Origin of the sequence: Dechloromonas sp. ARDL1, from assembly GCF_051122455.1 — a bacterium.
Lineage (GTDB): Bacteria > Pseudomonadota > Gammaproteobacteria > Burkholderiales > Rhodocyclaceae > Azonexus.
Genome location: NZ_CP168939.1, coordinates 2,313,924 through 2,334,673, shown reverse-complemented (window position 1 = coordinate 2,334,673; position 20,750 = coordinate 2,313,924). Strand labels below are relative to the sequence as shown.

Below are 20,750 nucleotides of genomic sequence, written 5' to 3'. Positions count from 1 at the left end.
GCAAGGAATAACATGTCGACTTACCCGCTGCTATCTCTCGCAATCTGGATTCCGATTGTTGCCGGCCTGGTGGTGCTGACCACCGGCGGCGACCGGAACGCTCCGCTGGCGCGGATGCTTGCCCTGATCGGTGCGGTCGTTGCCTTCCTGGTAACGATTCCGCTGTGGACGAATTTCGATGTCGCTAACGGCGGCATGCAGTTCGTCGAACTGAAGACGTGGATTCCGCGCTTCAACATCAACTATCACTTGGGTGTCGACGGCATCTCGATGCTGTTCGTTATCCTCAACGCCTTCATCACCATCATCGTGGTGGCGGCCGGCTGGGAAGTGATCGAGCAGAAGGTGGCCCAGTACAACGCCGCCTTCCTGATCATGTCGGGCCTGATGAACGGCATCTTCACCTCGCTCGATGGCGTGCTGTTCTACGTCTTCTTCGAAGCCTCGCTGATTCCGCTGTACCTGATCATCGGCGTTTGGGGCGGACCGAACCGTGTTTACGCCGCTTTCAAGTTCTTCCTCTATACCTTGTTCGGCTCCCTGCTGTTCCTGCTGGCGCTGATGTATCTCTTCATCCAGTCTGGCGGCAGTTTCTCGATCCTTGAGTGGCACAAGCTGCCGATCGCGCTGGGCCCGCAGATCTGGCTGTTCCTGGCTTTCCTGATCGCCTTTGCTGTCAAGGTTCCGATGTGGCCGGTGCACACCTGGTTGCCGGACGCCCACGTCGAAGCGCCGACCGGCGGTTCCATCGTGCTGGCTGCCATCGCGCTGAAGCTCGGTGCCTACGGTTTCCTGCGCTTCTCGCTGCCGATCGCCCCGGATGCCTCGCATGAATTGTCGACGCTGGTCATCGCGCTATCCCTGATCGCCGTTGTCTATATCGGTTTCGTTGCCCTGGTTCAGGCCGACATGAAGAAGCTGGTGGCTTACTCCTCGATCGCCCACATGGGTTTTGTGACGCTGGGTTTCTTCATGTTCAGCGCCATGGGTATCGAAGGTGCGCTGGTGCAGATGGTTTCCCACGGCTTCGTCTCCGGCGCCATGTTCTTCTGTATCGGCGTCATGTACGACCGCGTGCATAGCCGCCAGATCGCCGACTACGGCGGTGTTGTTAACAAGATGCCGAAATTCGCTGCACTGTTCATGCTGTTCACCATGGCCAATGCCGGTTTGCCGGCTACCTCGGGCTTCGTCGGTGAGTTCATGGTCATTCTCGGTGCCGTCAAGTTCAACTTCTGGGTAGCCTTCGCTGCCGCCTCGTCGATGGTCATCGGTGCCGCGTACTCGCTGTGGATGTACAAGCGCGTCATTTTCGGCGACGTCGCCAACCACCACGTCGAGGAACTGACCGACATTAATAAGCGCGAATTCGCCATCCTTGCCGTGCTGGCCGTCGCCACGCTGTGGATGGGTATCTATCCGCAACCTTTCACCGAAGTCATGCACGCCTCGGTCAACGACCTGCTGCATCACGTTGCCATCAGCAAGATTCAATAAACGGTAGCCGACATGTTCGACAATTTCGTTGTCCCCAATCTACTGCCCGCCGCACCGGAAATTTTTCTGGTGGTGATGGCGTTGGCTATCCTGATGATTGATCTGCTGGTCAAGGACAGCCGGCGTACCGTCACCTTCGCGCTGACCCAGCTGACCCTGATTGGTTGCGCTGCGATCCAGTTCGCGACGAGTACCGGCGAAATCACCTATACCTTCAGCAACATGTTCGTCGACGACCTGATGTCCGACCTGCTGAAGCTGTTCCTGTACATGACCGTGCTCATCGTAATGTGGTACTCGCGAGGTTACGTCATCGACCGCGAGGCGATGAACAAGGGCGAGTATTACGTGCTCGCCTTGTTCGCCACGCTCGGCATGATGGTCATGATTTCGGCCAACCATTTCCTGACCATCTACATCGGCTTGGAATTGCTCTCGCTGTCGTTGTACGCGATGGTGGCCATGAACCGCGAGTCCGTGGTGTCGACCGAAGCCGCCATGAAGTATTTCGTTCTGGGCGCTTTGGCCTCCGGTCTCCTGCTGTACGGTATGTCCATGATCTACGGCGCGACCGGCACGCTCGAAATCACGGGCATTGCCGAGCGTCTGTATGGCGGCGGCGTCAACAAGACCGTGATGGTTTTCGGTCTGGTCTTCCTGGTTGCCGGCCTGGCGTTCAAGCTTGGTGTCGTACCGTTCCACATGTGGATTCCGGACGTCTATCATGGCGCTCCGACCTCGGTTACCCTGTTCATCGGTTCCGCACCCAAGCTGGCTGCTTTCGCTATCGTCATGCGCCTGCTGGTCAATGGCCTGATCACGATGGCGCAGGATTGGCAGGCGATGCTGGTGATCCTGTCGGTGCTCTCGATGGCCATCGGTAACCTGGCGGCCATTGCCCAGACCAATTTCAAGCGCATGCTGGCTTATTCGGCGATTTCCCACATGGGCTTCATGCTGCTCGGCATCGTTACCGGCGTTGTTGGCGGCGATGCGCGCTATGCCCTGAATGCCTACAGCTCGGCGATGTTCTACGTCATCGCCTACGTGCTGATGTCGGCCGGCACCTTCGGCATGATCCTGTTGATGTCCCGCGCCGGTTTCGAGGCGGACGAACTGGAAGACCTGAAGGGCCTGAACAAGCGCAGCCCATGGTTTGCCGGCATCATGCTGATGTTGATGTTCTCGATGGCCGGTGTGCCGTTCTTCATCGGCTTCTTCGCCAAATTCTCGGTGCTGCAGGCGGTCGTCGCTGCCGGTTACATGTGGCTGGCCATTGTTGCTGTACTGTTCTCGCTGATCGGTGCCTTCTACTACCTGCGCGTCGTCAAGCTGATGTACTTCGATGCGCCGGCTGACGAAACCCCGCTAAGCGCTGGCATGGACATGCGCATCCTGGTCTCCGTCAACGGCCTGGCTGTGGCTTTCCTTGGCATTTTCCCGCAGGTGATCATGTCGCTCTGCGCCTATGCCCTTCTGCGCTCGCTCTGATCGACAAACCTAGTATTCAATTAAAACGCCCCGCCAGTCGGGGCGTTTTGTTTTGTGGAGCCATAAATGTCGCACGATACCCATCTGATCGAATCGGAAATTTCCAGCGAGTCTGTATTCGATGGCGTTTTGCTTAAGGTGAGGAAAGATCGCGTTTGCCTGCCTGACGGTCAGGAGTCGATACGGGAGTACATCGTTCATCCCGGGGCCGTCGTTATCCTCGCCTTTCTGCCTAATGGTAACCTGCTGTTTGAGCGCCAGTTTCGCTACCCGCTGCGTCGCGTCTTCCTCGAATTGCCGGCTGGAAAGATCGACCATGGTGAACCCATCATCGAGACGGCAAAGCGGGAGCTACTTGAGGAAACCGGTTATGCCGCCAGCGAGTGGGAGTATCTGGGCGTGATGCATCCGTGCATCGGCTACTCCGATGAGCGCATCGAGATCTTTGCAGCCCGCGACCTGCGCCGGGTGGGAGAGAAACAGCTTGATCACAACGAATTCCTGGAGGTGATCGAACTGTCGCCGACAGAGGCCAAACAGGCTGTTTGGGATGGCCGCATCACCGATGCGAAAACCATCACTGCTTTATTCTGGCTGGAAAAAACCTGATCGGACAGTTTGTCGGGTCTTGTCCGACTATAAGGCAGAAACAAAAACGCCCCGGGGAGACCGGGGCGTTTTGCTTGATGCTTCAGACGATCAGCCGCAGGTGCCGACCGCGCCGCAAGCGGTGCAGAAGTCGCAACCATCCTTGCGGATCATCGTGTGGTTGCCACACTCGCCGCACAGCTTGCCCTGGGTTGGCAGCACCTTGTTGCTGGTGGTGTCTTCCGGCGCTTCCAGGATGCCCATCTGCTGCAGCGGGAAACCGGCTTCGTCGAGGATGCCGAGCATGGCGTAGCGGTGGATGATGAGCTGGGCGATGTAGGCGACGGTCGACGGATAGGTCTGCTGCTTGCGCGAACCCGGGACGAAGGCCATGAAGTCGCCGAACGGCTCGGAGTAGTCGAGCAGCTTGCGCAGCTTCATGCCGATCCAGGCCGGGTCGAGGACGCGCATGTCGAGCGACAGCAGCTTGCACAGGCCGTCGAGGGCGCGCGGATAGTTGCCGGAGAGCCACATCGAGTACGGGCGCGAGGTGCCGTCGGGCAGGGTGATTTCCTTGAGGCCGAGGACGAAGTCTTCGCCGGTCGAGGAGTTGCTGACGTCGACAGTCCAGGACAGCGTGCCGTCGGTGCCGGTCTTCGGCTCCTTGGTGCTGAACAGGGCGTCCTTGACCGGCGTCGGGCCGTCGTGGCCAAAGGCGCCGAGCTGTTCGCCGCGCCACAGGATGACCTGGGCCATGGCGGCAACGACGGACGGCATGCGCTTGCGTTCGCCGTGCGGCGGCATCGGCATTTCGAAGGCATCTCCCGGCATCTTGGCCAGGGCTTCCAGCTTCAGTTGCAGCCAGCCGTGGTCGTTGGCGCGCATGTCCATGGACAGGGTCTTGGCGACGGCACCCAGGCCGCGCGGTTCGGCCGGGCCGTTGGCCCACACTTCGAACGGCCAGGCGCGGCCTTCCTGCTCGACGTGGCCGACGAACAGGGCGAACTTGCCGATCGGCGAGTCGACCATGTAGGTCCAGCACAGGTTGCCTTCCGGCAGGTTCGGGCGGCCCGGCCAGCGCAGGCTGGCGAGCACCGGGGCCGGCAGGTTCTTGATCGACAGGCGGCGGTTGGCGTCGGAAACGAAGTCCTGCGGAGCCTTGGCGTCGGCAGCTGCGGCAGCAGCTTCGGCGGTCGGTTCCGGAGTGACGGACAGGACGGAACCGAGCACGCTGTTCGGACGATAGGTGGCCAGACCCTTCAGGCCGGCCTTCCAGGCCTGCATGTAGAGATCCTGGAAGTCTTCGTACGGGTAGTCGGCCGGGACGTTGACCGTCTTCGAGATCGAGGTGTCGATGAACGGGGCGACGGCAGCAACCATGTCGCTGTGGGCCTTGGCCGAGATTTCCAGCGCCGTGACAAAGTAGTCGGGCAGATTGGAGACATCACCGCCGCGATGCTTGTACAGGCGCCAGGCGTAGTCCTCGACCGAGTATTCCTTGATCGTGCCGTCCTGCATGCGCTTCTTGCGGTTGTAGGTCCACGAGAACGGGGGCTCGATGCCGTTCGAGGCGTTGTCGGCGAAGGCCAGCGAAATGGTGCCGGTCGGGGCGATGGACAGCAGGTGCGAGTTGCGCAGGCCGTGCTTGCGGATTTCTGCCTTGACCTCGGCCGGCAGGCGCGAGGCGAAGTTGCCACCGGAAAGGTAAAGCTCGGCATTGAACAGCGGGAAGGCGCCGCGTTCCTTGGCCATTTCGACCGAGTACAGGTAGGCGGTGTCACGCATGAATTCGCTGATGCGGCTGGCCATGGCACGTGCTTCGGCCTTGTCGTAGCGCAAGCGGAGCATGGCCAGCATGTCGCCGAGGCCGGTGAAGCCGAGGCCGACGCGACGCTTGTTGGCGGCTTCCTGCTGCTGGCGCTCGAGCGGCCAGTGGGTGGCGTCGAGCACGTTGTCGAGCATGCGGGTGGAGACGCGGATGACTTCGGCGAAAGCGTCGAAATCGAACTCGGCCTGCTCGGAGAACGGGTTCTTGACGTACAGGGTCAGGTTGATCGAACCCAGACAGCAGCAGCCGTACGGCGGCAGCGGCTGTTCTGCGCAGGGGTTGGTCGCCTCGATCACTTCGCAATAATTGAGGTTGTTGTCCTTGTTCATGCGGTCAAGGAACAGGATGCCCGGCTCGGCGTGGTCGTAAGTGGACTTCATGACCTGATCCCACAGGTCACGGGCGCGCACCTTGCGGTAGACCCACATGCCGTCTTCGCGCTGGTAGGCACCAGCCGAGCGCATGTCGCCATTCGGTTCGGCGCGGTGCACCAACTCGACATCGGTGTCGGCATCGACGGCTTCCATGAAGCCGTCGGTGACGCCGATGGAGATGTTGAAATTGGTCAGGTCGCCGTGGTCCTTGGCGTGGATGAAGTCTTCGATGTCCGGATGATCGCAGCGCAGTACGCCCATCTGGGCACCGCGGCGGGCACCGGCGGATTCAACGGTTTCGCATGAGCGGTCGAAGACGCGCATGTAGGAGACCGGGCCGGAAGCGCGGGATTGGGTGCCCTTGACGCGGGCGCCCTGCGGACGAATGGACGAGAAGTCGTAGCCGACGCCACCACCGCGACGCATGGTTTCGGCGGCCTGGGCCAGCGCGGTGTAGATGCCGGGACGGCCATCGGTGTTTTCGACGATCGAATCGCCGACCGGCTGCACGAAGCAGTTGATCAACGTGGCCTGCAGGTCGGTACCGGCGGCGGAGTTGATGCGGCCAGCCGGGATGAAACCGTTTTCCTGGGCCCACAGGAAGCGTGCTTCCCAATGTGCGCGATCAGCTTCCTGCTCCATTTGGGCCAGGGCCCAGGCGACGCGCTTGCGCACGTCGTGAACATTGGTTTCCTTGCCCTTGGCGTATTTCTCGATCAGCACCTCGCCGGAAATTTCCTGTTCCGGCAGGGGGGCGAATTCGGGGGGCGCGGGAATATCGGTCAGTGAAAGCTGCTCTGCGACTTTGCTCATTGATGGCTCCTCTCGACAGTTTCGGTTCTAGTCTTTGAATGGAGCGAATCTACTATATCTAGTGGGTCGATACAATATCTTGACTACATACAGTAGTTCTGCCTGCGGTGGGTTGTGACGTCGTCATGACTGGAAAAAGCCCGAAAAAACAAAGCCCCGGGCCACTTTCGTGAGACCGGGGCGGGCGGAAAAAATTTCTTGTCAGAGGGCGAGCAGGGTCTGTGCGTGGTGCGCCATCATCCATTCCTCGTTGGTCGGAATGACCAGCACGTCGACGCTGCTGTTGCCGGCCGAGATGCGCAGTTCGTGGCGGGCATTGGCTTCCGGGTTGAGGCGGATGCCCAGCCACTCAGACTGCAGGCAGACGCGGCGGCGCACTTCGGCGGCGTGTTCGCCGATGCCGCCGGTGAATACCAAGGCATCGAGGCCACCAGCAGCGGCGGCGAGCGAGCCGAGTTCGCGGGCGATGCGATAGCAGAACAGGTTGACCGCTTCCCCGGCTTCCGGCTTGTCGCTGGCGAGCAGGGTGCGCATGTCCTGGCTGAGGCCGGAAACGCCGAGCAGGCCGGATTCCTTGTAGAGCATCTTGGTCATGTCCTTGACCGACAGATTCTTGGTCTCCATCAGGTGCAGGATGACGCCGGGGTCGAGATTGCCGCAGCGGGTGCCCATGACCAGACCGTCGATGGTCGAGAAGCCAAGGGTGGTGGCGACGCATTTGCGGTCGACCATCGCCGCCATGCTGGCGCCATTGCCAAGGTGGGCGACCACGATGCGGCCGGTGGCGCGGCCGGAATGCTGCGGTAGGGCGCGGGCGATGTACTCGTAGGACAGGCCGTGGAAACCGTAGCGTTTGATGCCTTCGGCCGTGATGTTGCGCGGCAGGCCGAAGGTCTGGGCGACTTCCGGCTGGCTGCGATGGAAGGCCGTGTCGAAGCAGGCGATCTGCGGCACGCTGGGCAGCAGGGCCTGCAGCGCGATAATCCCGGCAACGTTGTGCGGTTCGTGCAGCGGGGCAAGCGGGATGAAGCTCTGCAGATGGCTGAGCACGGTGTCGTCGATGACCGTTGGCTTGGAATAGCGCTCGCCGCCATGCACCACCCGGTGGCCGACGGCCACGATCTGCCAGTTGGCGTGGCTGGCGGTGAACCATTTGAGCAGGGCGTCGAAAGCCTGGGCATGGCTGACCTTGGCGCCTTCGAGCAATTGGTCGGCAATGCGCTCGCCGGCCCGGTTCTTGGCGACCATTTTGGTCGTTTCAGCGCCGATGCCGTCGATCTGGCCGGAGACTTCGGCTTCCGGGGATATCGGATGGTCGAGCGGGAAGAGGGCAAACTTGATGGAGGACGATCCAGCATTGATCGTCAGGATTCCTTGCTTCATTGTCAGGTGGTTCCGTTCTTGCGGTTGGCGTGGGCGATCAGTGCGGCGATGACGCACGATGCGGTTCGGGTTTCGGCGCTGTCAGCGCGGCTGGTCAGGACGATGGGCACCTTGGTGCCGAGCACGATGCCGGCAGTCAGGGCGTTGGCCAGGTATTCGAGTTGCTTGGCCACCATGTTGCCGGATTCGAGGTCGGGCACGACGAGGATTTCGGCATGGCCGGCGACTGCCGACTTGATGCCCTTGGTCTTGGCGGCGACGATGGAGACGGCGTTGTCGAAGGCGAGCGGGCCATCGAGCAGGCCGCCCTTGATTTGGCCGCGGTCAGCCATCTTGCACAGGGCGGCGGCATCGAGGGTGGACTGGATCTTCGGGTTGATCGTCTCGACCGCCGACAGGATGGCGACCTTGGGTTCGGGGATGCCGATGACGTGGGCGAGGTCGATGGCGTTGCGGATGATGTCGGCCTTTTCCTCCAGCGTCGGGGCGATGTTGATCGCCGCGTCGGTGATCAGCAGCGGGCGGTGGTAGGTCGGCACGTCCATCACGAAGACGTGGCTGATCCGGCGGCTGGTGCGCAGGCCGTTGGCGCGGGCGACGACTTCGCCCATCAGCTCGTCGGTGTGCAGGCTGCCCTTCATCAACGCCTCGGCGTCGCCGGTGCGCACCAGCGACACAGCCACGGCCGCCGAGTCATGGCTGTGCGCGGCATTGACGATGCGGATGCCGGACAGGTCTAGGTCGAATTCCTCGGCGACGGCGCGGATCTTGTTTTCAGGACCGACCAGGATGGGCTCGATGATGCCGGCCTGGAAAGCCATGACCGGGCCTTTCAGTGACTCGAGGTCGCACGGATGGGCGACGGCGGTGGGAATCGGTTCCAGGCCCTTCACGCGTTCCAGCAAGTGGGTATAGCGCTCGTGCTTGTCGTCGATGCGGATCTGGGGCATATGCACTTCTTCGAGGCGCGACACCTTTTCCAGCGGGGCGAGGATTTCGGCCGTGCCACGCACCACCTGCAGGCCTTCCTGGTTGGTGCACACGCAGTCGAAGATGACGTGCTTGTTGTGCTCGAACTTCTGCTTGGCGGTGACGGTGATGGTGATGCTGTCGCCGATGGTCACCGGACGGGCGAAATGCAGGCTCTGGTCGACGAGGATGGTGCCGGGGCCGGGGAACTGCGTGCCTAGTACCGTCGAGATCAGTGAGCCGCTCCACATGCCGTGGGCGATCACTTCGCGGAACATGCCGCTTTCCGAATACTTGGGATCGACGATGGAGGGGTTGACGTCGCCGGTCAGGATGGCGAAGAGCTTGACGTCTTCCGGCATCAGCGTGCGGGTCAGCGAGGCCGAGTCACCGATGTGGATTTCATCGAAAGTCTTGTTGGCCAGGTAACGGGGTTCGGTTTGTTGGTTCATGTGGGCTTGCTCCAGTGCTTCAAGCGATCTTCGGGTGTGGCGTGACGGAGGATGCCTATTTATCTTTTCGCGCGCTGCTCAGTTACGCTGCGCGCGACGGCGCTCGTGGCTGAGCAGAGGCAGCGGAATGTTGATCGAAAGCCCCTTGCGATGCGTCTCCAGCAGATCAATGACCCATTGGTTGGCCTCGTAGGTGAATTCCCGGGCATCCAACGGTGCACCGGTCAGCGCTTCGGCGAACAGGGCGACGGCGGCCGAGCGGCTGACCCCGTATTCGCAATGCACCATCAGCGAAATTTCGAACGGCGCGGCGTGCAACTCCTCGATGAAGGTGCAGATTTGCGCCGCCATCCGGTGATCGAACAGGCCGGGCAGGGCCGGCATGTATTCGTCGGCCGGAATGGCATCGAAAAAGGACAGGCGGAGTACGTGGCGGAACAGCGGGTCGAGTTTCGCCTCCGGCGTCGTCGGATCGGTGATCGAGATCACTGCCATGTAGGGCGAGCCGCGCAATTGCTCGGCCAGCTTGCGCGAGGTGTATTGAATTCGGCTGATGGTCATTGCGTTATTCCATGAAGACCGGATCGGAGAAGACGAGGGTACCGTCCTTGCGCATCATCAGGTTGTCCGCCTTGATCAGGTCGGGCAGCGCACCGTATTCGTTGGAAAACACTTCGAGCGCCTTCAGCGATTCATGCACCGCGTCGCTCCAGCCCATGGGGGTGACGTTCAGGTGATGCAGCGCGATCCGCCCCATGTCCTGGGCCAGGTTGCGCCACATCATGCAGGCGTCGAAATAGGAGGTGGACAGCTTGGTCGCGACTTCGGCCGCCTCGCCGTGGCCGGGCAGCGGGTAGAGACGCTCGACTTCGACGATATGGAAAGGAAAGCCGCGGCTGGATCGCCCGAATGTGCCATGGTCGGCATACACCACGGGGAAATGGCGGCCGGTGGGGCGGTCCTCGGCCGTGTAATAGGCATAGTCGGTAGGCGAGGAGAGCACTTTGTAGACGCGTTCCTGGCCGTCGACGGTATCCGCTTCGAGGACGATGGTGCTCTCGCCGCGTCCGATCTCACGGCGGCCGCGCAACAGCGGGTGATCCGGTACGGGGTCGGGGAGCAGTCCTTCGATATCAGCCATGATGGTCTCCGCGCTTGCTTCGCATGACGGGTGTCAGCCGCGCCATCGGGAAAAACCGGCCCCCGGGCGATGCCGCTCGAGGGCCGTGATACATGAGCGATCAGGCGACGATATGGGCGCCGGCGTCGACGTAGATGGTCTGGCCCGTCATGCCGGAAGAACCGGCAGTGCACAGGAAGGCAGTCAGGGCGCCGACTTCGTCGATGGTCACGGTACGGCCGAGCGGTGCCTTTTCGGCATCGTTCTCGAGCAGCGTGTTGAAGTTGGCGATGCCGGAGGCGGCACGGGTCATGATCGGGCCGGGCGATACGGCGAAGACGCGGATGCCCTTGGGGCCGAGGTCGTAGGCCATGTAGCGGACGGCGGACTCGAGCGCGGCCTTGATGATGCCCATGACGCCGTAGTTGCGCACGACGCGCTCGGCGCCGAGGTAGGACATGGTGATCAGCGAACCGCCGTGGGCCATCAGCGGCTCCAGGGCCTTGGCCATGCGCAGGAAACTGTGGCAGGAAACGTTCATTGCGGCGTCGAACCCTTCCTCGGTGGCGTCGATGACGCGGCCGTGCAGGTCGTCGGCATTGCAGAAGGCCATCGAGTGGATGGCGAAATCAAGTTCGCCGAAGGTTTCCCCGCACTGCGCGATGACACCTTCGAGACAGCCCGGTTCGGCCACATCCAGCTTGAGGAAAAGCTTGGCGCCGAGGGCTTCGGCCAGCGGCTGGGTGTAGCGGGCGGTCTTGTCGTTCTGGTAGGTGACGGCGATCTCACCACCCAGTTCGACGATGGCCTTGGCAACCGCATAGGCGATCGACTTGTCGTTGGCGATGCCGGTGATCAGGCCCTTCTTGCCGGCCAAGGGGAGGGCTGGATTCGTGGTGTTCATGCTGTTTCATCCTTCCAATACGGTTTTGGGGGGGGCTAGTGCGCCGCATCAATCTTTTCCTGAATCGTTGATTTGGCGAGCTAAATTTGATGCTGTATTGCAGCAATATTCTTGCACAGCCGGATTACGATTTGTTGAATATCGGGGCTTTGTTATTTGATCTGGAACAATAAATCATCATCTAGGGGTGCTAGTCTGTTCATGTCATGAGCTGTTCCCGGGAGGTTGTCGTGGCACTCAACACAATGCATGCCGAAGCGGTTGCTGGGGTGGTGGATCGGGTGGTTTCCCGTTACCGGCGCGACCCTTCCAACATGGTGCAGATCCTGCGGGAGATTCAGGAAAGCTGCGACTGGATTTCGCCGGAAGCCATCGACCGCCTGCAATCGACCCTCGGCGTTCCGCGCACCAAAATTGAAGGGGTTGCCGGCTTCTATTCCTTTTTCTACACCGAGCCGCGCGGAAAATATCGGGTGTTGTTTTCCGACAACATTACCGACCGCATGCTCGGCAACCGGGCGCTGATGGAGCGCCTGTGCAACAACCTCTGGGTCGAGCGTGGCAAGGTGTCCGAGGATGGCCTGGTCAGCGTCGGCAAAACGGCCTGCACCGGCATGTGCGACCAGGGGCCGGCGCTGCTGGTCAACAATACCGCCATCGCCGGACTGACCGCCGAGCGTATCGACGAAATCGCCGAACTGATCCGCAACAAACTACCCTTGTCCGAATGGCCGGCGGCGTTCTTCAAGGTGGTGGACAACATCCGGCGCGCCGACATCCTGCTCAATGCCGACTTCAAGCCCGGCGAGGCGCTGCTGGCCGGTCGGGCGCGGGCGCCGGACGAAGGGCTGATGGCCTCCAACATGCGCTCCTGGCGCGAGGGGCTGCCCAGCGGCATGGGCGGGCCGATCGCTGTGCTCGACGAAATCAAGCGTGCCGGCTTGCGCGGTCGCGGCGGCGCCGGCTTTACCACTGGCCTGAAATGGGAGGCCTGCCGCAACGCGCAGCTCAAGTCGGGCTACCAGCGCATCGTCGTCTGCAATGCCGACGAAGGCGAGCCGGGCACCTTCAAGGACCGCGTACTGCTGTCGAAGTACGCTGATCTGGTTTTCGAAGGCATGGCCGTGGCGGCTTATGCGGTGGGGGCGACCAAGGGCTTTGTCTACCTGCGTGGGGAATACCGTTACCTGCTCGATCACCTGAATGCGGTGCTGATCCGGCGTCGCCGCGAAAACCTGCTCGGCGAAAATATCCTCGGCATTCCGGGGGCGGATTTCGACATCGAGATTCACGTGGGTGCCGGCGCCTATGTCTGCGGCGAAGAGTCGGCGCTGATCGAGTCGCTCGAAGGCAAGCGCGGCACGCCGCGCAACCGGCCGCCATTCCCGGTGACCAACGGCTATCAGGACCAGCCGACCATCGTCAATAACGTCGAAACTTTTGCCGCGGCGGCGATCATCGCGCTCAAGGGCGGCGACTGGTACGCCGGCATCGGCACCAAGCACTCAGCCGGGACCAAGCTGCTTTCGGTATCCGGCGACTGTGAGCGGCCGGGCATCTACGAATATCCGTTCGGGGTCAGCATCCGCCAGGTGCTGGCCGATTGTGGCGCGCAGGATACGCAGGCCGTGCAGGTCAGCGGGCCATCCGGTATTTGCGTGGCGGAGCCCGAGTTCGACCGCATCATCGGCTTCGAGGACATCCCGACCGCCGGCGCCTTCACCATTTTCAACAAGTCCCGCGACATGTTCGAGGTGGCGCGCAATTACGTGCATTTCTTCCAGCACGAGAGCTGCGGTTTCTGCACCCCCTGCCGGGTCGGCACCTCGCTGCTCAAGAACCTGATGGACAAGCTGCACTACGGTGCCGGCTCGCCCTACGACTTCAGCGAAATCGAGAAGCTCAACCAGTTGTTGCAGTCGATGAGCCATTGCGGGCTGGGGCATACCGCCTGCAACCCGGTACTCGATACCATCGCCAAGTTCCGTCCGGCCTACGAGAAGCGCATGAACCAGCAGGATTTCACGCCGGCCTTCGATCTCGACCGCGCGCTGTCGGCGGCACGGCAAATGACCGGACGCGATGACGCCGCCGCCCATCTGGCCAACGCCCATGGAGGTGAAGCATGAGCCTGACCTTTACGCTCGACGGCAAGACCATCCCCTTCGAGAGCGGGCAGACCATCATCCAGGCCGCCGGCGAGGCCGGGGTGTTCATCCCGCACCTCTGCTACCACCCGGAATTCAAGCCGCACGGTTCGTGCAAGCTGTGCACGGTCAAGGTCAATGGCCGCCACACCGCCTCCTGCACCATGCGCGCCATGCCCGGGATGGTGGTCGAGAGCGATACCGAGGAGATCAATGCCGAACGCCGGGCGCTGACGCAGATGCTGTTCGTCGAGGGCAATCACTTCTGCCCGTCGTGCGAAAAGAGCGGCAACTGCCAGCTGCAGGCGACGGCCTACCACCTCGGCATGATGAGCCCGCATTACGACCACTTCTTCCCGAATCGCCCGGTCGACGCCACGCACCCCGACGTGCTGCTCGATTTCAACCGCTGCATCCTTTGTTCGCTGTGCGTACGGGCCAGTCGCGATGTCGATGGGAAGAACGTTTTCGCATTGTCCGGACGTGGCATCAAGACGCATCTGATCGTCAATGCCAAATCAGGCAAGTTGGGCGATACCAACTTCACGCTGGCCGACAAGGCGGCACAGGTCTGTCCGGTCGGCGTCATCCTGAAGAAACGGCAGGGCTTTGCCGTGCCCATCGGCGAACGCAAGTACGACAAAGCACCGATTTCGGAAGCCGTGACGGAGGGCAAGTGACATGAGCGAAAAAAAGAAGCTCAAGGTCGCCACGACCTCGCTGGCCGGCTGTTTCGGCTGCCACATGTCCTTCCTCGACATCGATGAACGGCTGTTCACGCTGCTCGAACATATCGAGTTCGACCGCTCGCCGCTGACCGACATCAAGACCTGCAGCCCGGACTGCGACATCGGCATCATCGAGGGCAGCCTATGCAATGCCGAGAATGTGCATGTGCTGCGCGAGTTCCGCCAGAACTGCAGGATCCTGATCGCCATGGGCGCCTGCGCCATCAACGGCGGCCTGCCGGCGCAGCGCAACCACTTGCCGCTGACGACCATTCTCGAAGAGGTCTATCACACCAGCCCCGGGCTGGCCAACGGCATGATCCCCAACGATCCGGAACTGCCGCTGCCGCTCAACCAGGTGCACCCGATCCACGAGGTCGTGAAGGTCGATTACTTCATTCCCGGCTGCCCGCCCTCCGGCGATGCGATCTGGAAGGTGCTGACCGATCTGCTGGCTGGCCGGGAGCCATCCCTGCAACACGGCCTGATGCATTACGACTGAGGTGGCGCAATGACCTACCAACTCGAAACCGCCCAACACCCCGAAACCTTGCGCCGTGTCGCCATCGACCCCGTGTCGCGGGTCGAAGGGCACGGCAAGGTCACCATCCTGCTCGACGACCAGAACAAGGTGCACCAAGTACGCCTGCACATCGTCGAATTCCGGGGCTTCGAGAAGTTCATTCAGGGCCGGCCGTACTGGGAAGTACCGGTCATGGTCCAGCGCCTGTGCGGCATCTGCCCGGTATCGCATCATCTGGCCGCCTCCAAGGCGCTTGATGTCATCGTCGGGGCGAAGAAACTCACCCCCGCCGCCGAAAAACTGCGCCGCCTGATGCACTACGGCCAGATGCTGCAGTCGCATGCGCTGCACTTCTTCCACCTCTGTTCGCCGGACCTGCTGTTCGGTTTCGATAGCGACGTGACCCAGCGCAACATCGTCGGCGTCGCCATGGCGCATCCGGAAACCGCCAAGCGCGGCGTGCTGCTGCGCAAGTTCGGGCAGGAGGTGATCCGCGTCACCGCCGGCAAGCGGGTGCATGGCACCGGCGCCGTGCCGGGTGGCGTGAACAAGTCGCTGACCATTGCCGAACGCGACGAACTGCTCAAGGACATCTACCACATCGTCCAGTGGTCGCGCGAAGCGGTGAAGCTGATCCAGAAGGTGCATACCCAGGACCCCGGGCTATACAACAGCTTCGGCATCTTCCGCTCCAACTTCATGTCGCTGGTCGGTCACAACGGCGACCTCGACTTCTACCACGGCACGCTGCGTGCCCGCGACGACAACGGCAAGCAGATCTTCGACCACCTCGACTACCAGAACTACGATCAGGTCATCGAGGAGGAAGTGCGGCCGTGGAGCTACATGAAGTTCCCGTTCATCCGTTCCATCGGCAAGGAGCACGGCTGGTACAAGGTCGGCCCGCTGGCTCGGGTACAGAACTGCAACCAGATTTCCACCCCGTTCGCCGAACATGAGCGCAAGGAATTCGTCGACTACGCCGGCGGTACGCCCATGCATGCACCGCTGGCCTACCACTGGACGCGGATGATCGAGATGCTGCATGCCGCCGAGGTCATCAAGGAATTGCTGCATGACGACGACCTGCTGTCGAGCGACCTGATGGTCGAGGGCGAGCGCCAGATGGAGGGCGTCGGCGTCATCGAGGCGCCGCGCGGCACGCTGTTCCACCATTACCAGGTCGACGAGAACGACGTGATCACCATGGCCAATCTGATCGTGTCGACGACCAACAACAACCAGGCGATGAACGAGGCGATCCGCCACGTCGCCCGCCGCTACCTGCACGGCCGCGAAATCACCGAAGGCCTGCTCAATCACATCGAAGTCGCCATCCGCGCCTTCGACCCCTGCCTTTCCTGCGCCACGCATGCGCTGGGCAAGATGCCGCTCGAAGTCGAATTGGTCGATGCGGAGGGCGGATTGGTTCACAGCCTGAGTCGTTCATGAAGGCGCCCGTCGTCATCTTTGCCGTTGGCAACCCCAGCCGCGGCGACGACGCCATCGGCCCGGAACTGCTCGGCCGACTGGCAGCCTGGCTGGAAAAAGAAGGGCTGACCGAGGGTGTCGAATTGATCGAAGACTTCCAGCTCAACATCGAGCACGCCCTTGATCTGGAGGGCAGGGAACTCGCCCTGTTCATCGACGCCGGCGAAAACACCCCGGCCCCCTACGTCTTCGAGCGCATCTTCCCCGCCACCATCCCCACCCACTCCACTCACGCCCTGCCGCCGCAAGCCGTCCTGCAGGTCTATCGCCAGACGGAGGGCCGGGAGCCACCACCGTCGTTCGTGCTGTGTGTGCGTGGCGAACGCTTCGATCTGGGCGAAGGGCTGACGCCGGAGGCGCAGGGCGGGGTGATCAAAGTACTCGAATTGCTGGAAGGGCTAGTCAAGCAGCCAAGGTTGGCTACTTGGTGTGGCTATGTGAACACAATACCTGCTTAGGTTCGTTGGGTACGGGAGGCGGCAGTTGCTGGGCCAAAGCTGGCCTTGGGCCTCTAGTTAGGATCGGGCGGTCATGTTTCAGTTTGCGGTCTGACGTTCAGCAGCACTGAGACATCAACGCCAACGCTCGTTGCTAACGAATTCCTGCTCCCGATTCTGAGCTGATTTGCATATCTCTGGGTACGCTGCAGCCGTTAGTGGAACAGCCGTGCAAGCTAGCGGGTGACGGATTTCTCTTTCGGAATAGCGGCTGTTTTATGGTATTCGCAATGCATCGGTTGCTCGCGAATAAAGGCTAATAGATCTGAGCCAAAATGCGAATATTGTAATTTTCAAGCAAATATATACTATTTCAGAAAATTGCTACCAAGCCGATCAATGCGCTCATGGCCGTGCAGGAGCGTGGCGGGGAAAGGAAAGTAAGATGGGCCTCACAAAGCAAAAATTTGTTCGCGGGGTACTGCTTTCTATTTTTGCCATATTTGTGGTAATGCTTGCAAGTGTAATTCTTTCTTATTTAGGCTATCTGCATATTGGTTCCCTCGCCTATACGCCCACGCAAATTGGCATATTGGCCTTGGTTACGGTGATTCCAATCGTAATTCTCGTAACTTATGGAAGGGAGAGCGGCTCCGTAGCAGGCGGAGCAATATTGGCTTTGAATTTTGTCTTCCCGCTCTTCATGGTGGACGAAATGTTTCGTTATTCGATGCCTCAAGTGATATGGATGCCCTTCGCACTGGCTCTCGCCATTTGCAGTATCCGCTGGGCCATCCTGACATTCGCCACCACACTCCTCGTGCTTTTTGTTTATTTTCCAGTCAGCGATACACAATATCCCTTGACGACTGCGGCAGTCACGGCAGTTATCTTCACTGTATTGACACTTGGAAAACTACTGCAAGAAGGTCTTACAGAAAACGCATTGGCTGCAGAACAGATTGCCAAGAGTTCGGAAGCAGCCTTACGTGAAAGCGAGGAGCGCTATCGGACAGTGTTCCACCATACGATCGACGCCATCAGCATTTCCCGAATAGCTGATGGCACATACCTCGAAGCGAACGATGCGTTCTTCAAAATGACGGGATACGATCCGGCCGAAATCATCGGAGTGCGGGATGGCGTAAAAGCTGTATGGGAGGATTTGGCGCAATTTGACGAAATGCAAATGCTGCTTGCCACACGTGGAGAAGCAAAGACTTTCGAAGCCCAGCTCAAACGAAAGAATGGTGAGCTGTTCTGGGGCTTGGTCTCTTCCAACATAATAGATATCAGCGGCGTTCCCTGCCGAATCGCAGTGACCAGCGATATTACCGAACGCAAAAAGAATGACGAACGCATTCGTCAGCTAGCATATTTCGATTCACTGACAAAGCTCCCGAATCGAGCGCAGCTCATGGGTTTGATGCAACAGGCGATGGCGCGCCAACAGCAAAATGGAACCCTAGGTGCCATACTGCTCATAGATTTGGATGACTTCAAGGCACTTAATGACACTCGTGGTCACAATTTGGGAGATTTGTTTCTTCAAAAGGTTGCCGAACGACTACTTTGCGCGGTTAGTCTGAAATGTTCAGTAGCACGCATTGGCGGGGACGAGTTTGTCATCATACTGACCGATCATTGGGAATGATGAACAAGATGCGATAACAAAAACGAAAGCCATTGCAGAGGAAGTTTTGACGGCACTGAATCAGGAATTTCAGTTGGCCTCCGACACTTATCGCACGACAGCCAGCATTGGTGCTTGTCTGTTCAACGGCTCCCAGATTGGTGCAGAACTCCTATTGAAGCAGACCGAACTGGCCATGTATTGGGCCAAACGAGCAGGTACAAATCTGGTCCAGATTTTTGATCCCGCCATGGAGGTGGCGATTATCCAGCGTACCGCCCTGAAAAACGACTTACACGAGGCTGTTAGCGGGAGAAAGTTTGAGTTGTATTACCAAGCTCAGATCGAAGGAACGCAACTGGTGGGTGCCGAAGCTTTGTTACGTTGGTCGCATCCGTCAAAAGGGTGGATATCTCCTGGCGAATTTATCCCCTTGGCCGAGGAAACCGGCTTGATAGTGCCGCTCGGACTATGGGTCCTAGAGAGCGCTTGTACTCAACTTGCAGCCTGGAGCCGAATTCCTGAGCTCCAGCAGCTGACAATTGCTGTTAACGTAAGCGTGCAACAGTTCAATCAACCGGACTTCGTCAAGCAAGTAGGAGATGTCCTACGAAAAACTGGCGTAAATCCAAAATGCCTCAAGTTGGAACTCACAGAAAGTCTGCTCGCCTCTGATGTTGATGCAATTATCAATAAAATGAATACGTTGAGAGCGGAAGGTATTCGATTCTCACTTGATGATTTTGGTACCGGTTATTCGTCTCTGTCATACTTAAAACGTCTTCCAATTAATCAATTAAAAATCGACCAAGCCTTTGTTCGTGATTTGTTAGTCAACGCAGAGGACAGCATTATTGCCAAGGCCATCATTGAATTGAGCCAAAACATGGGCTTCGAGGTGATTGCTGAAGGAGTCGAAACGTCTGCGCACCAAGCATTTCTCGCCGAAATGGGATGCAACATTTATCAGGGATATCTTTTCGGACGTCCTTTGCCGATACACGAATTCGAGCAATCGCCAGCCTTCCTCAGTTTGCGTGTTCAATAGAAGCTGAATCGCCTCGGGTTTCGTAGAGGCTCCGAGGTTGAAGTACGGGGGAGTTCGGCTTGCGCAATCGACTCAATAGCCGACTACAGTGAGGGGTAATCCTTGCGTGTATTTTGCACCAGCCATACGGCACGCTCCCTGACTTTCCGGGAATACTTGTCCGTTTTGCTGTTGGCTTCATTCTCTCTGGTAATGGAACTTTCTCAATTCCCGAGGCGATTCATTGGTCGCCAGCCATGGGAGAGTTGACCTACGGCAACACCCGTTCACATTGCCGGCCTATAATCGAATCGACTAATGACCGTGTGGTCAGTAACCGATTGGGTGGTTTATGAGTCTCGCACGTTCCCGGCGGGTTATCTTGGGTGTTCTCGCTATGTCATTGCTTGTGGCGGGCGTCTTCTACGTATATCAGCAGCATCCGAGTGGTTTGCCGGCTGGCTTCGCGTCAGGCAACGGCCGGTTGGAGGCGACCGAAGTGGATGTGGCGACCAAGATCGCCGGGCGGCTGGCCGAGTTGGGGCCGCGCGAGGGTGATTGGGTCGAGGCCGGGGCGGTGGTGGGGCGCCTGGATGCCGACGATCTGCGCGCCCAGTTGCGGGCAGCCCAGGCCCAGGTGGTGCAGGCTCAGCGAGCCGTGGACGAGACACGGGCCGGGGTGCGCAAGTCGAAGGCGGATGCGGCGCTGGCCGGCAAGACGCTGAGGCGTTCCGAGGAACTGGTCGGGCGCGGCTTCATTTCGCGCAACAAGCTGGATACCGACCAGAGCGGCATGGAAGGTGCCATGGCCGGCATGGCGCAGGCGCAAAGCCGTGTGGCCGAGGCCGGTGCGGCGGTGGCGACGGCGCAGGCACGGGTCGATAGCCTGAAGGCGACGCTCGACGATACATCGCTCAAGTCGCCGATCTCCGGCCGCGTACTCTATCGCCTGGCCGAAGCGGGCGAGGTGCTGGCGGCGGGTGGCAAGGCGCTGACGCTGGTGGACCTGTCGGACATGTTCATGACCATCTATTTGCCGACCGACAAGGCGGGGCTCGTGGCGCTCGGCAGTGAGGCGCGCATCGCGCTCGATGCGCTGCCGGGTGAGCCGATTCCGGCCATCGTGAGCTTCGTGGCACCCAAGGCGCAATTCACCCCGCGCGAGGTGGAAACGCGCAGCGAACGCGAAAAACTGATGTTCCGCATCAAGCTCAAGGCCGATCCCGCCTGGCTGGCGGCGCATCGCGACCTGGCCAAGGGCGGCATGCCTGGCGTCGCCTATGTGCGGCTCGACGCCAACGCGCCGTGGCCGGCCAACCTGCAACCCAAGGGAAAGTAATCCGCC

At 60.2% G+C, this 20,750-nt stretch carries 17 protein-coding genes; 11 read left to right on the top strand and 6 right to left on the bottom strand.

Annotation, left to right across the window (positions count from 1 at the left end; genetic code table 11):
- Nucleotides 1–12 precede the first annotated feature (12 nt).
- From AB6Q56_RS11450 to AB6Q56_RS11440, 3 genes are all read left to right on the top strand, one after another.
- Nucleotides 13–1,497, top strand: coding sequence for an NADH-quinone oxidoreductase subunit M (locus AB6Q56_RS11450; protein WP_434513310.1), 1,485 nt, complete (start codon nucleotides 13–15; stop codon nucleotides 1,495–1,497).
- A gap of 12 nt (nucleotides 1,498–1,509) precedes the next feature.
- A complete protein-coding gene (nuoN, locus tag AB6Q56_RS11445; RefSeq protein ID WP_434513309.1) occupies nucleotides 1,510–2,988 on the top strand; it encodes an NADH-quinone oxidoreductase subunit NuoN in 1,479 nt (492 codons plus the stop codon).
- A gap of 66 nt (nucleotides 2,989–3,054) precedes the next feature.
- Entirely contained in the window at nucleotides 3,055–3,597 is a 543-nt protein-coding gene (locus AB6Q56_RS11440) for an NUDIX domain-containing protein (protein WP_434513308.1), read from the top strand.
- Nucleotides 3,598–3,687: 90 nt separating this feature from the next.
- Here AB6Q56_RS11440 and AB6Q56_RS11435 read toward each other — a convergent pair whose 3' ends face one another.
- From AB6Q56_RS11435 to fabI, 6 genes are all read right to left on the bottom strand, one after another.
- Nucleotides 3,688–6,591 carry an adenosylcobalamin-dependent ribonucleoside-diphosphate reductase gene (locus tag AB6Q56_RS11435; protein ID WP_434513307.1) on the bottom strand — a complete coding sequence of 968 codons (2,904 nt, stop codon included), beginning with the start codon at nucleotides 6,589–6,591 and terminating at the stop codon, nucleotides 3,688–3,690.
- Nucleotides 6,592–6,792: 201 nt separating this feature from the next.
- Complete coding sequence (locus AB6Q56_RS11430; RefSeq protein ID WP_434513306.1) at nucleotides 6,793–7,974, bottom strand: acetate/propionate family kinase; 1,182 nt, start codon at nucleotides 7,972–7,974, stop codon at nucleotides 6,793–6,795.
- A 2-nt stretch (nucleotides 7,975–7,976) separates the two neighbouring features.
- Nucleotides 7,977–9,395 (bottom strand): bifunctional enoyl-CoA hydratase/phosphate acetyltransferase, encoded by a 1,419-nt coding sequence (locus AB6Q56_RS11425; protein WP_434513305.1) that lies wholly within the window; start codon nucleotides 9,393–9,395, stop codon nucleotides 7,977–7,979.
- 78 nt (nucleotides 9,396–9,473) lie between these two features.
- Nucleotides 9,474–9,956, bottom strand: coding sequence for a hypothetical protein (locus AB6Q56_RS11420; protein WP_434513304.1), 483 nt, complete (start codon nucleotides 9,954–9,956; stop codon nucleotides 9,474–9,476).
- A 4-nt stretch (nucleotides 9,957–9,960) separates the two neighbouring features.
- Nucleotides 9,961–10,536, bottom strand: coding sequence for a hypothetical protein (locus AB6Q56_RS11415; RefSeq protein ID WP_150427530.1), 576 nt, complete (start codon nucleotides 10,534–10,536; stop codon nucleotides 9,961–9,963).
- Between the two features lie 100 nt (nucleotides 10,537–10,636).
- Nucleotides 10,637–11,419 (bottom strand): enoyl-ACP reductase FabI, encoded by a 783-nt coding sequence (gene fabI, locus AB6Q56_RS11410; RefSeq protein ID WP_434513303.1) that lies wholly within the window; start codon nucleotides 11,417–11,419, stop codon nucleotides 10,637–10,639.
- A gap of 245 nt (nucleotides 11,420–11,664) precedes the next feature.
- On the opposite strand from fabI, the gene AB6Q56_RS11405 reads away from it, so the two are divergent.
- From AB6Q56_RS11405 to AB6Q56_RS11370, 8 genes are all read left to right on the top strand, one after another.
- Nucleotides 11,665–13,548: an NAD(P)H-dependent oxidoreductase subunit E gene (locus tag AB6Q56_RS11405; protein WP_434517152.1), complete on the top strand. Its 1,884-nt coding sequence runs from the start codon at nucleotides 11,665–11,667 to the stop codon at nucleotides 13,546–13,548.
- Nucleotides 13,545–14,246, top strand: coding sequence for a 2Fe-2S iron-sulfur cluster-binding protein (locus AB6Q56_RS11400; protein WP_434513302.1), 702 nt, complete (start codon nucleotides 13,545–13,547; stop codon nucleotides 14,244–14,246). The genes AB6Q56_RS11405 and AB6Q56_RS11400 overlap by 4 nt, the downstream gene beginning before the upstream one ends.
- A 1-nt stretch (nucleotide 14,247) precedes the next feature.
- Nucleotides 14,248–14,796 (top strand): NADP oxidoreductase, encoded by a 549-nt coding sequence (locus AB6Q56_RS11395; protein WP_434513301.1) that lies wholly within the window; start codon nucleotides 14,248–14,250, stop codon nucleotides 14,794–14,796.
- A gap of 9 nt (nucleotides 14,797–14,805) precedes the next feature.
- Nucleotides 14,806–16,269: a Ni/Fe hydrogenase subunit alpha gene (locus AB6Q56_RS11390; protein WP_434513300.1), complete on the top strand. Its 1,464-nt coding sequence runs from the start codon at nucleotides 14,806–14,808 to the stop codon at nucleotides 16,267–16,269.
- Nucleotides 16,266–16,766 carry a hydrogenase maturation protease gene (locus AB6Q56_RS11385; RefSeq protein ID WP_434513299.1) on the top strand — a complete coding sequence of 167 codons (501 nt, stop codon included), beginning with the start codon at nucleotides 16,266–16,268 and terminating at the stop codon, nucleotides 16,764–16,766. The genes AB6Q56_RS11390 and AB6Q56_RS11385 overlap by 4 nt, the downstream gene beginning before the upstream one ends.
- Nucleotides 16,767–17,190: 424 nt before the next feature.
- The gene (locus tag AB6Q56_RS11380) at nucleotides 17,191–18,399 is read left to right on the top strand and encodes a diguanylate cyclase domain-containing protein (RefSeq protein ID WP_434513298.1); all 1,209 of its coding nucleotides are present in this window, start codon (nucleotides 17,191–17,193) and stop codon (nucleotides 18,397–18,399) included.
- A gap of 46 nt (nucleotides 18,400–18,445) precedes the next feature.
- Nucleotides 18,446–19,426 carry a putative bifunctional diguanylate cyclase/phosphodiesterase gene (locus tag AB6Q56_RS11375; RefSeq protein WP_434513297.1) on the top strand — a complete coding sequence of 327 codons (981 nt, stop codon included), beginning with the start codon at nucleotides 18,446–18,448 and terminating at the stop codon, nucleotides 19,424–19,426.
- 376 nt (nucleotides 19,427–19,802) lie between these two features.
- Nucleotides 19,803–20,744, top strand: a complete 942-nt coding sequence (locus AB6Q56_RS11370; RefSeq protein WP_434513296.1) for an HlyD family secretion protein — start codon at nucleotides 19,803–19,805, stop codon at nucleotides 20,742–20,744.
- Nucleotides 20,745–20,750 lie beyond the last annotated feature (6 nt).

What these genes read in the sequence shown, in the direction of transcription:
- AB6Q56_RS11440 (WP_434513308.1), top strand. Translation starts at nt 3,055, where the DNA reads ATGTCGCACGATACCCATCTGATCGAATCGGAAATTTCCAGCGAGTCT.
- AB6Q56_RS11370 (WP_434513296.1), top strand. Translation starts at nt 19,803, where the DNA reads ATGTCATTGCTTGTGGCGGGCGTCTTCTACGTATATCAGCAGCATCCG.
- AB6Q56_RS11395 (WP_434513301.1), top strand. Translation starts at nt 14,248, where the DNA reads ATGAGCGAAAAAAAGAAGCTCAAGGTCGCCACGACCTCGCTGGCCGGC.
- AB6Q56_RS11420 (WP_434513304.1), bottom strand. Translation starts at nt 9,956, where the DNA reads ATGACCATCAGCCGAATTCAATACACCTCGCGCAAGCTGGCCGAGCAA.
- fabI (WP_434513303.1), bottom strand. Translation starts at nt 11,419, where the DNA reads ATGAACACCACGAATCCAGCCCTCCCCTTGGCCGGCAAGAAGGGCCTG.
- nuoN (WP_434513309.1), top strand. Translation starts at nt 1,510, where the DNA reads ATGTTCGACAATTTCGTTGTCCCCAATCTACTGCCCGCCGCACCGGAA.
- AB6Q56_RS11435 (WP_434513307.1), bottom strand. Translation starts at nt 6,591, where the DNA reads ATGAGCAAAGTCGCAGAGCAGCTTTCACTGACCGATATTCCCGCGCCC.
- AB6Q56_RS11390 (WP_434513300.1), top strand. Translation starts at nt 14,806, where the DNA reads ATGACCTACCAACTCGAAACCGCCCAACACCCCGAAACCTTGCGCCGT.
- AB6Q56_RS11450 (WP_434513310.1), top strand. Translation starts at nt 13, where the DNA reads ATGTCGACTTACCCGCTGCTATCTCTCGCAATCTGGATTCCGATTGTT.
- AB6Q56_RS11380 (WP_434513298.1), top strand. Translation starts at nt 17,191, where the DNA reads ATGGGCCTCACAAAGCAAAAATTTGTTCGCGGGGTACTGCTTTCTATT.
- AB6Q56_RS11415 (WP_150427530.1), bottom strand. Translation starts at nt 10,536, where the DNA reads ATGGCTGATATCGAAGGACTGCTCCCCGACCCCGTACCGGATCACCCG.
- AB6Q56_RS11405 (WP_434517152.1), top strand. Translation starts at nt 11,665, where the DNA reads ATGCATGCCGAAGCGGTTGCTGGGGTGGTGGATCGGGTGGTTTCCCGT.
- AB6Q56_RS11430 (WP_434513306.1), bottom strand. Translation starts at nt 7,974, where the DNA reads ATGAAGCAAGGAATCCTGACGATCAATGCTGGATCGTCCTCCATCAAG.
- AB6Q56_RS11425 (WP_434513305.1), bottom strand. Translation starts at nt 9,395, where the DNA reads ATGAACCAACAAACCGAACCCCGTTACCTGGCCAACAAGACTTTCGAT.
- AB6Q56_RS11400 (WP_434513302.1), top strand. Translation starts at nt 13,545, where the DNA reads ATGAGCCTGACCTTTACGCTCGACGGCAAGACCATCCCCTTCGAGAGC.
- AB6Q56_RS11385 (WP_434513299.1), top strand. Translation starts at nt 16,266, where the DNA reads ATGAAGGCGCCCGTCGTCATCTTTGCCGTTGGCAACCCCAGCCGCGGC.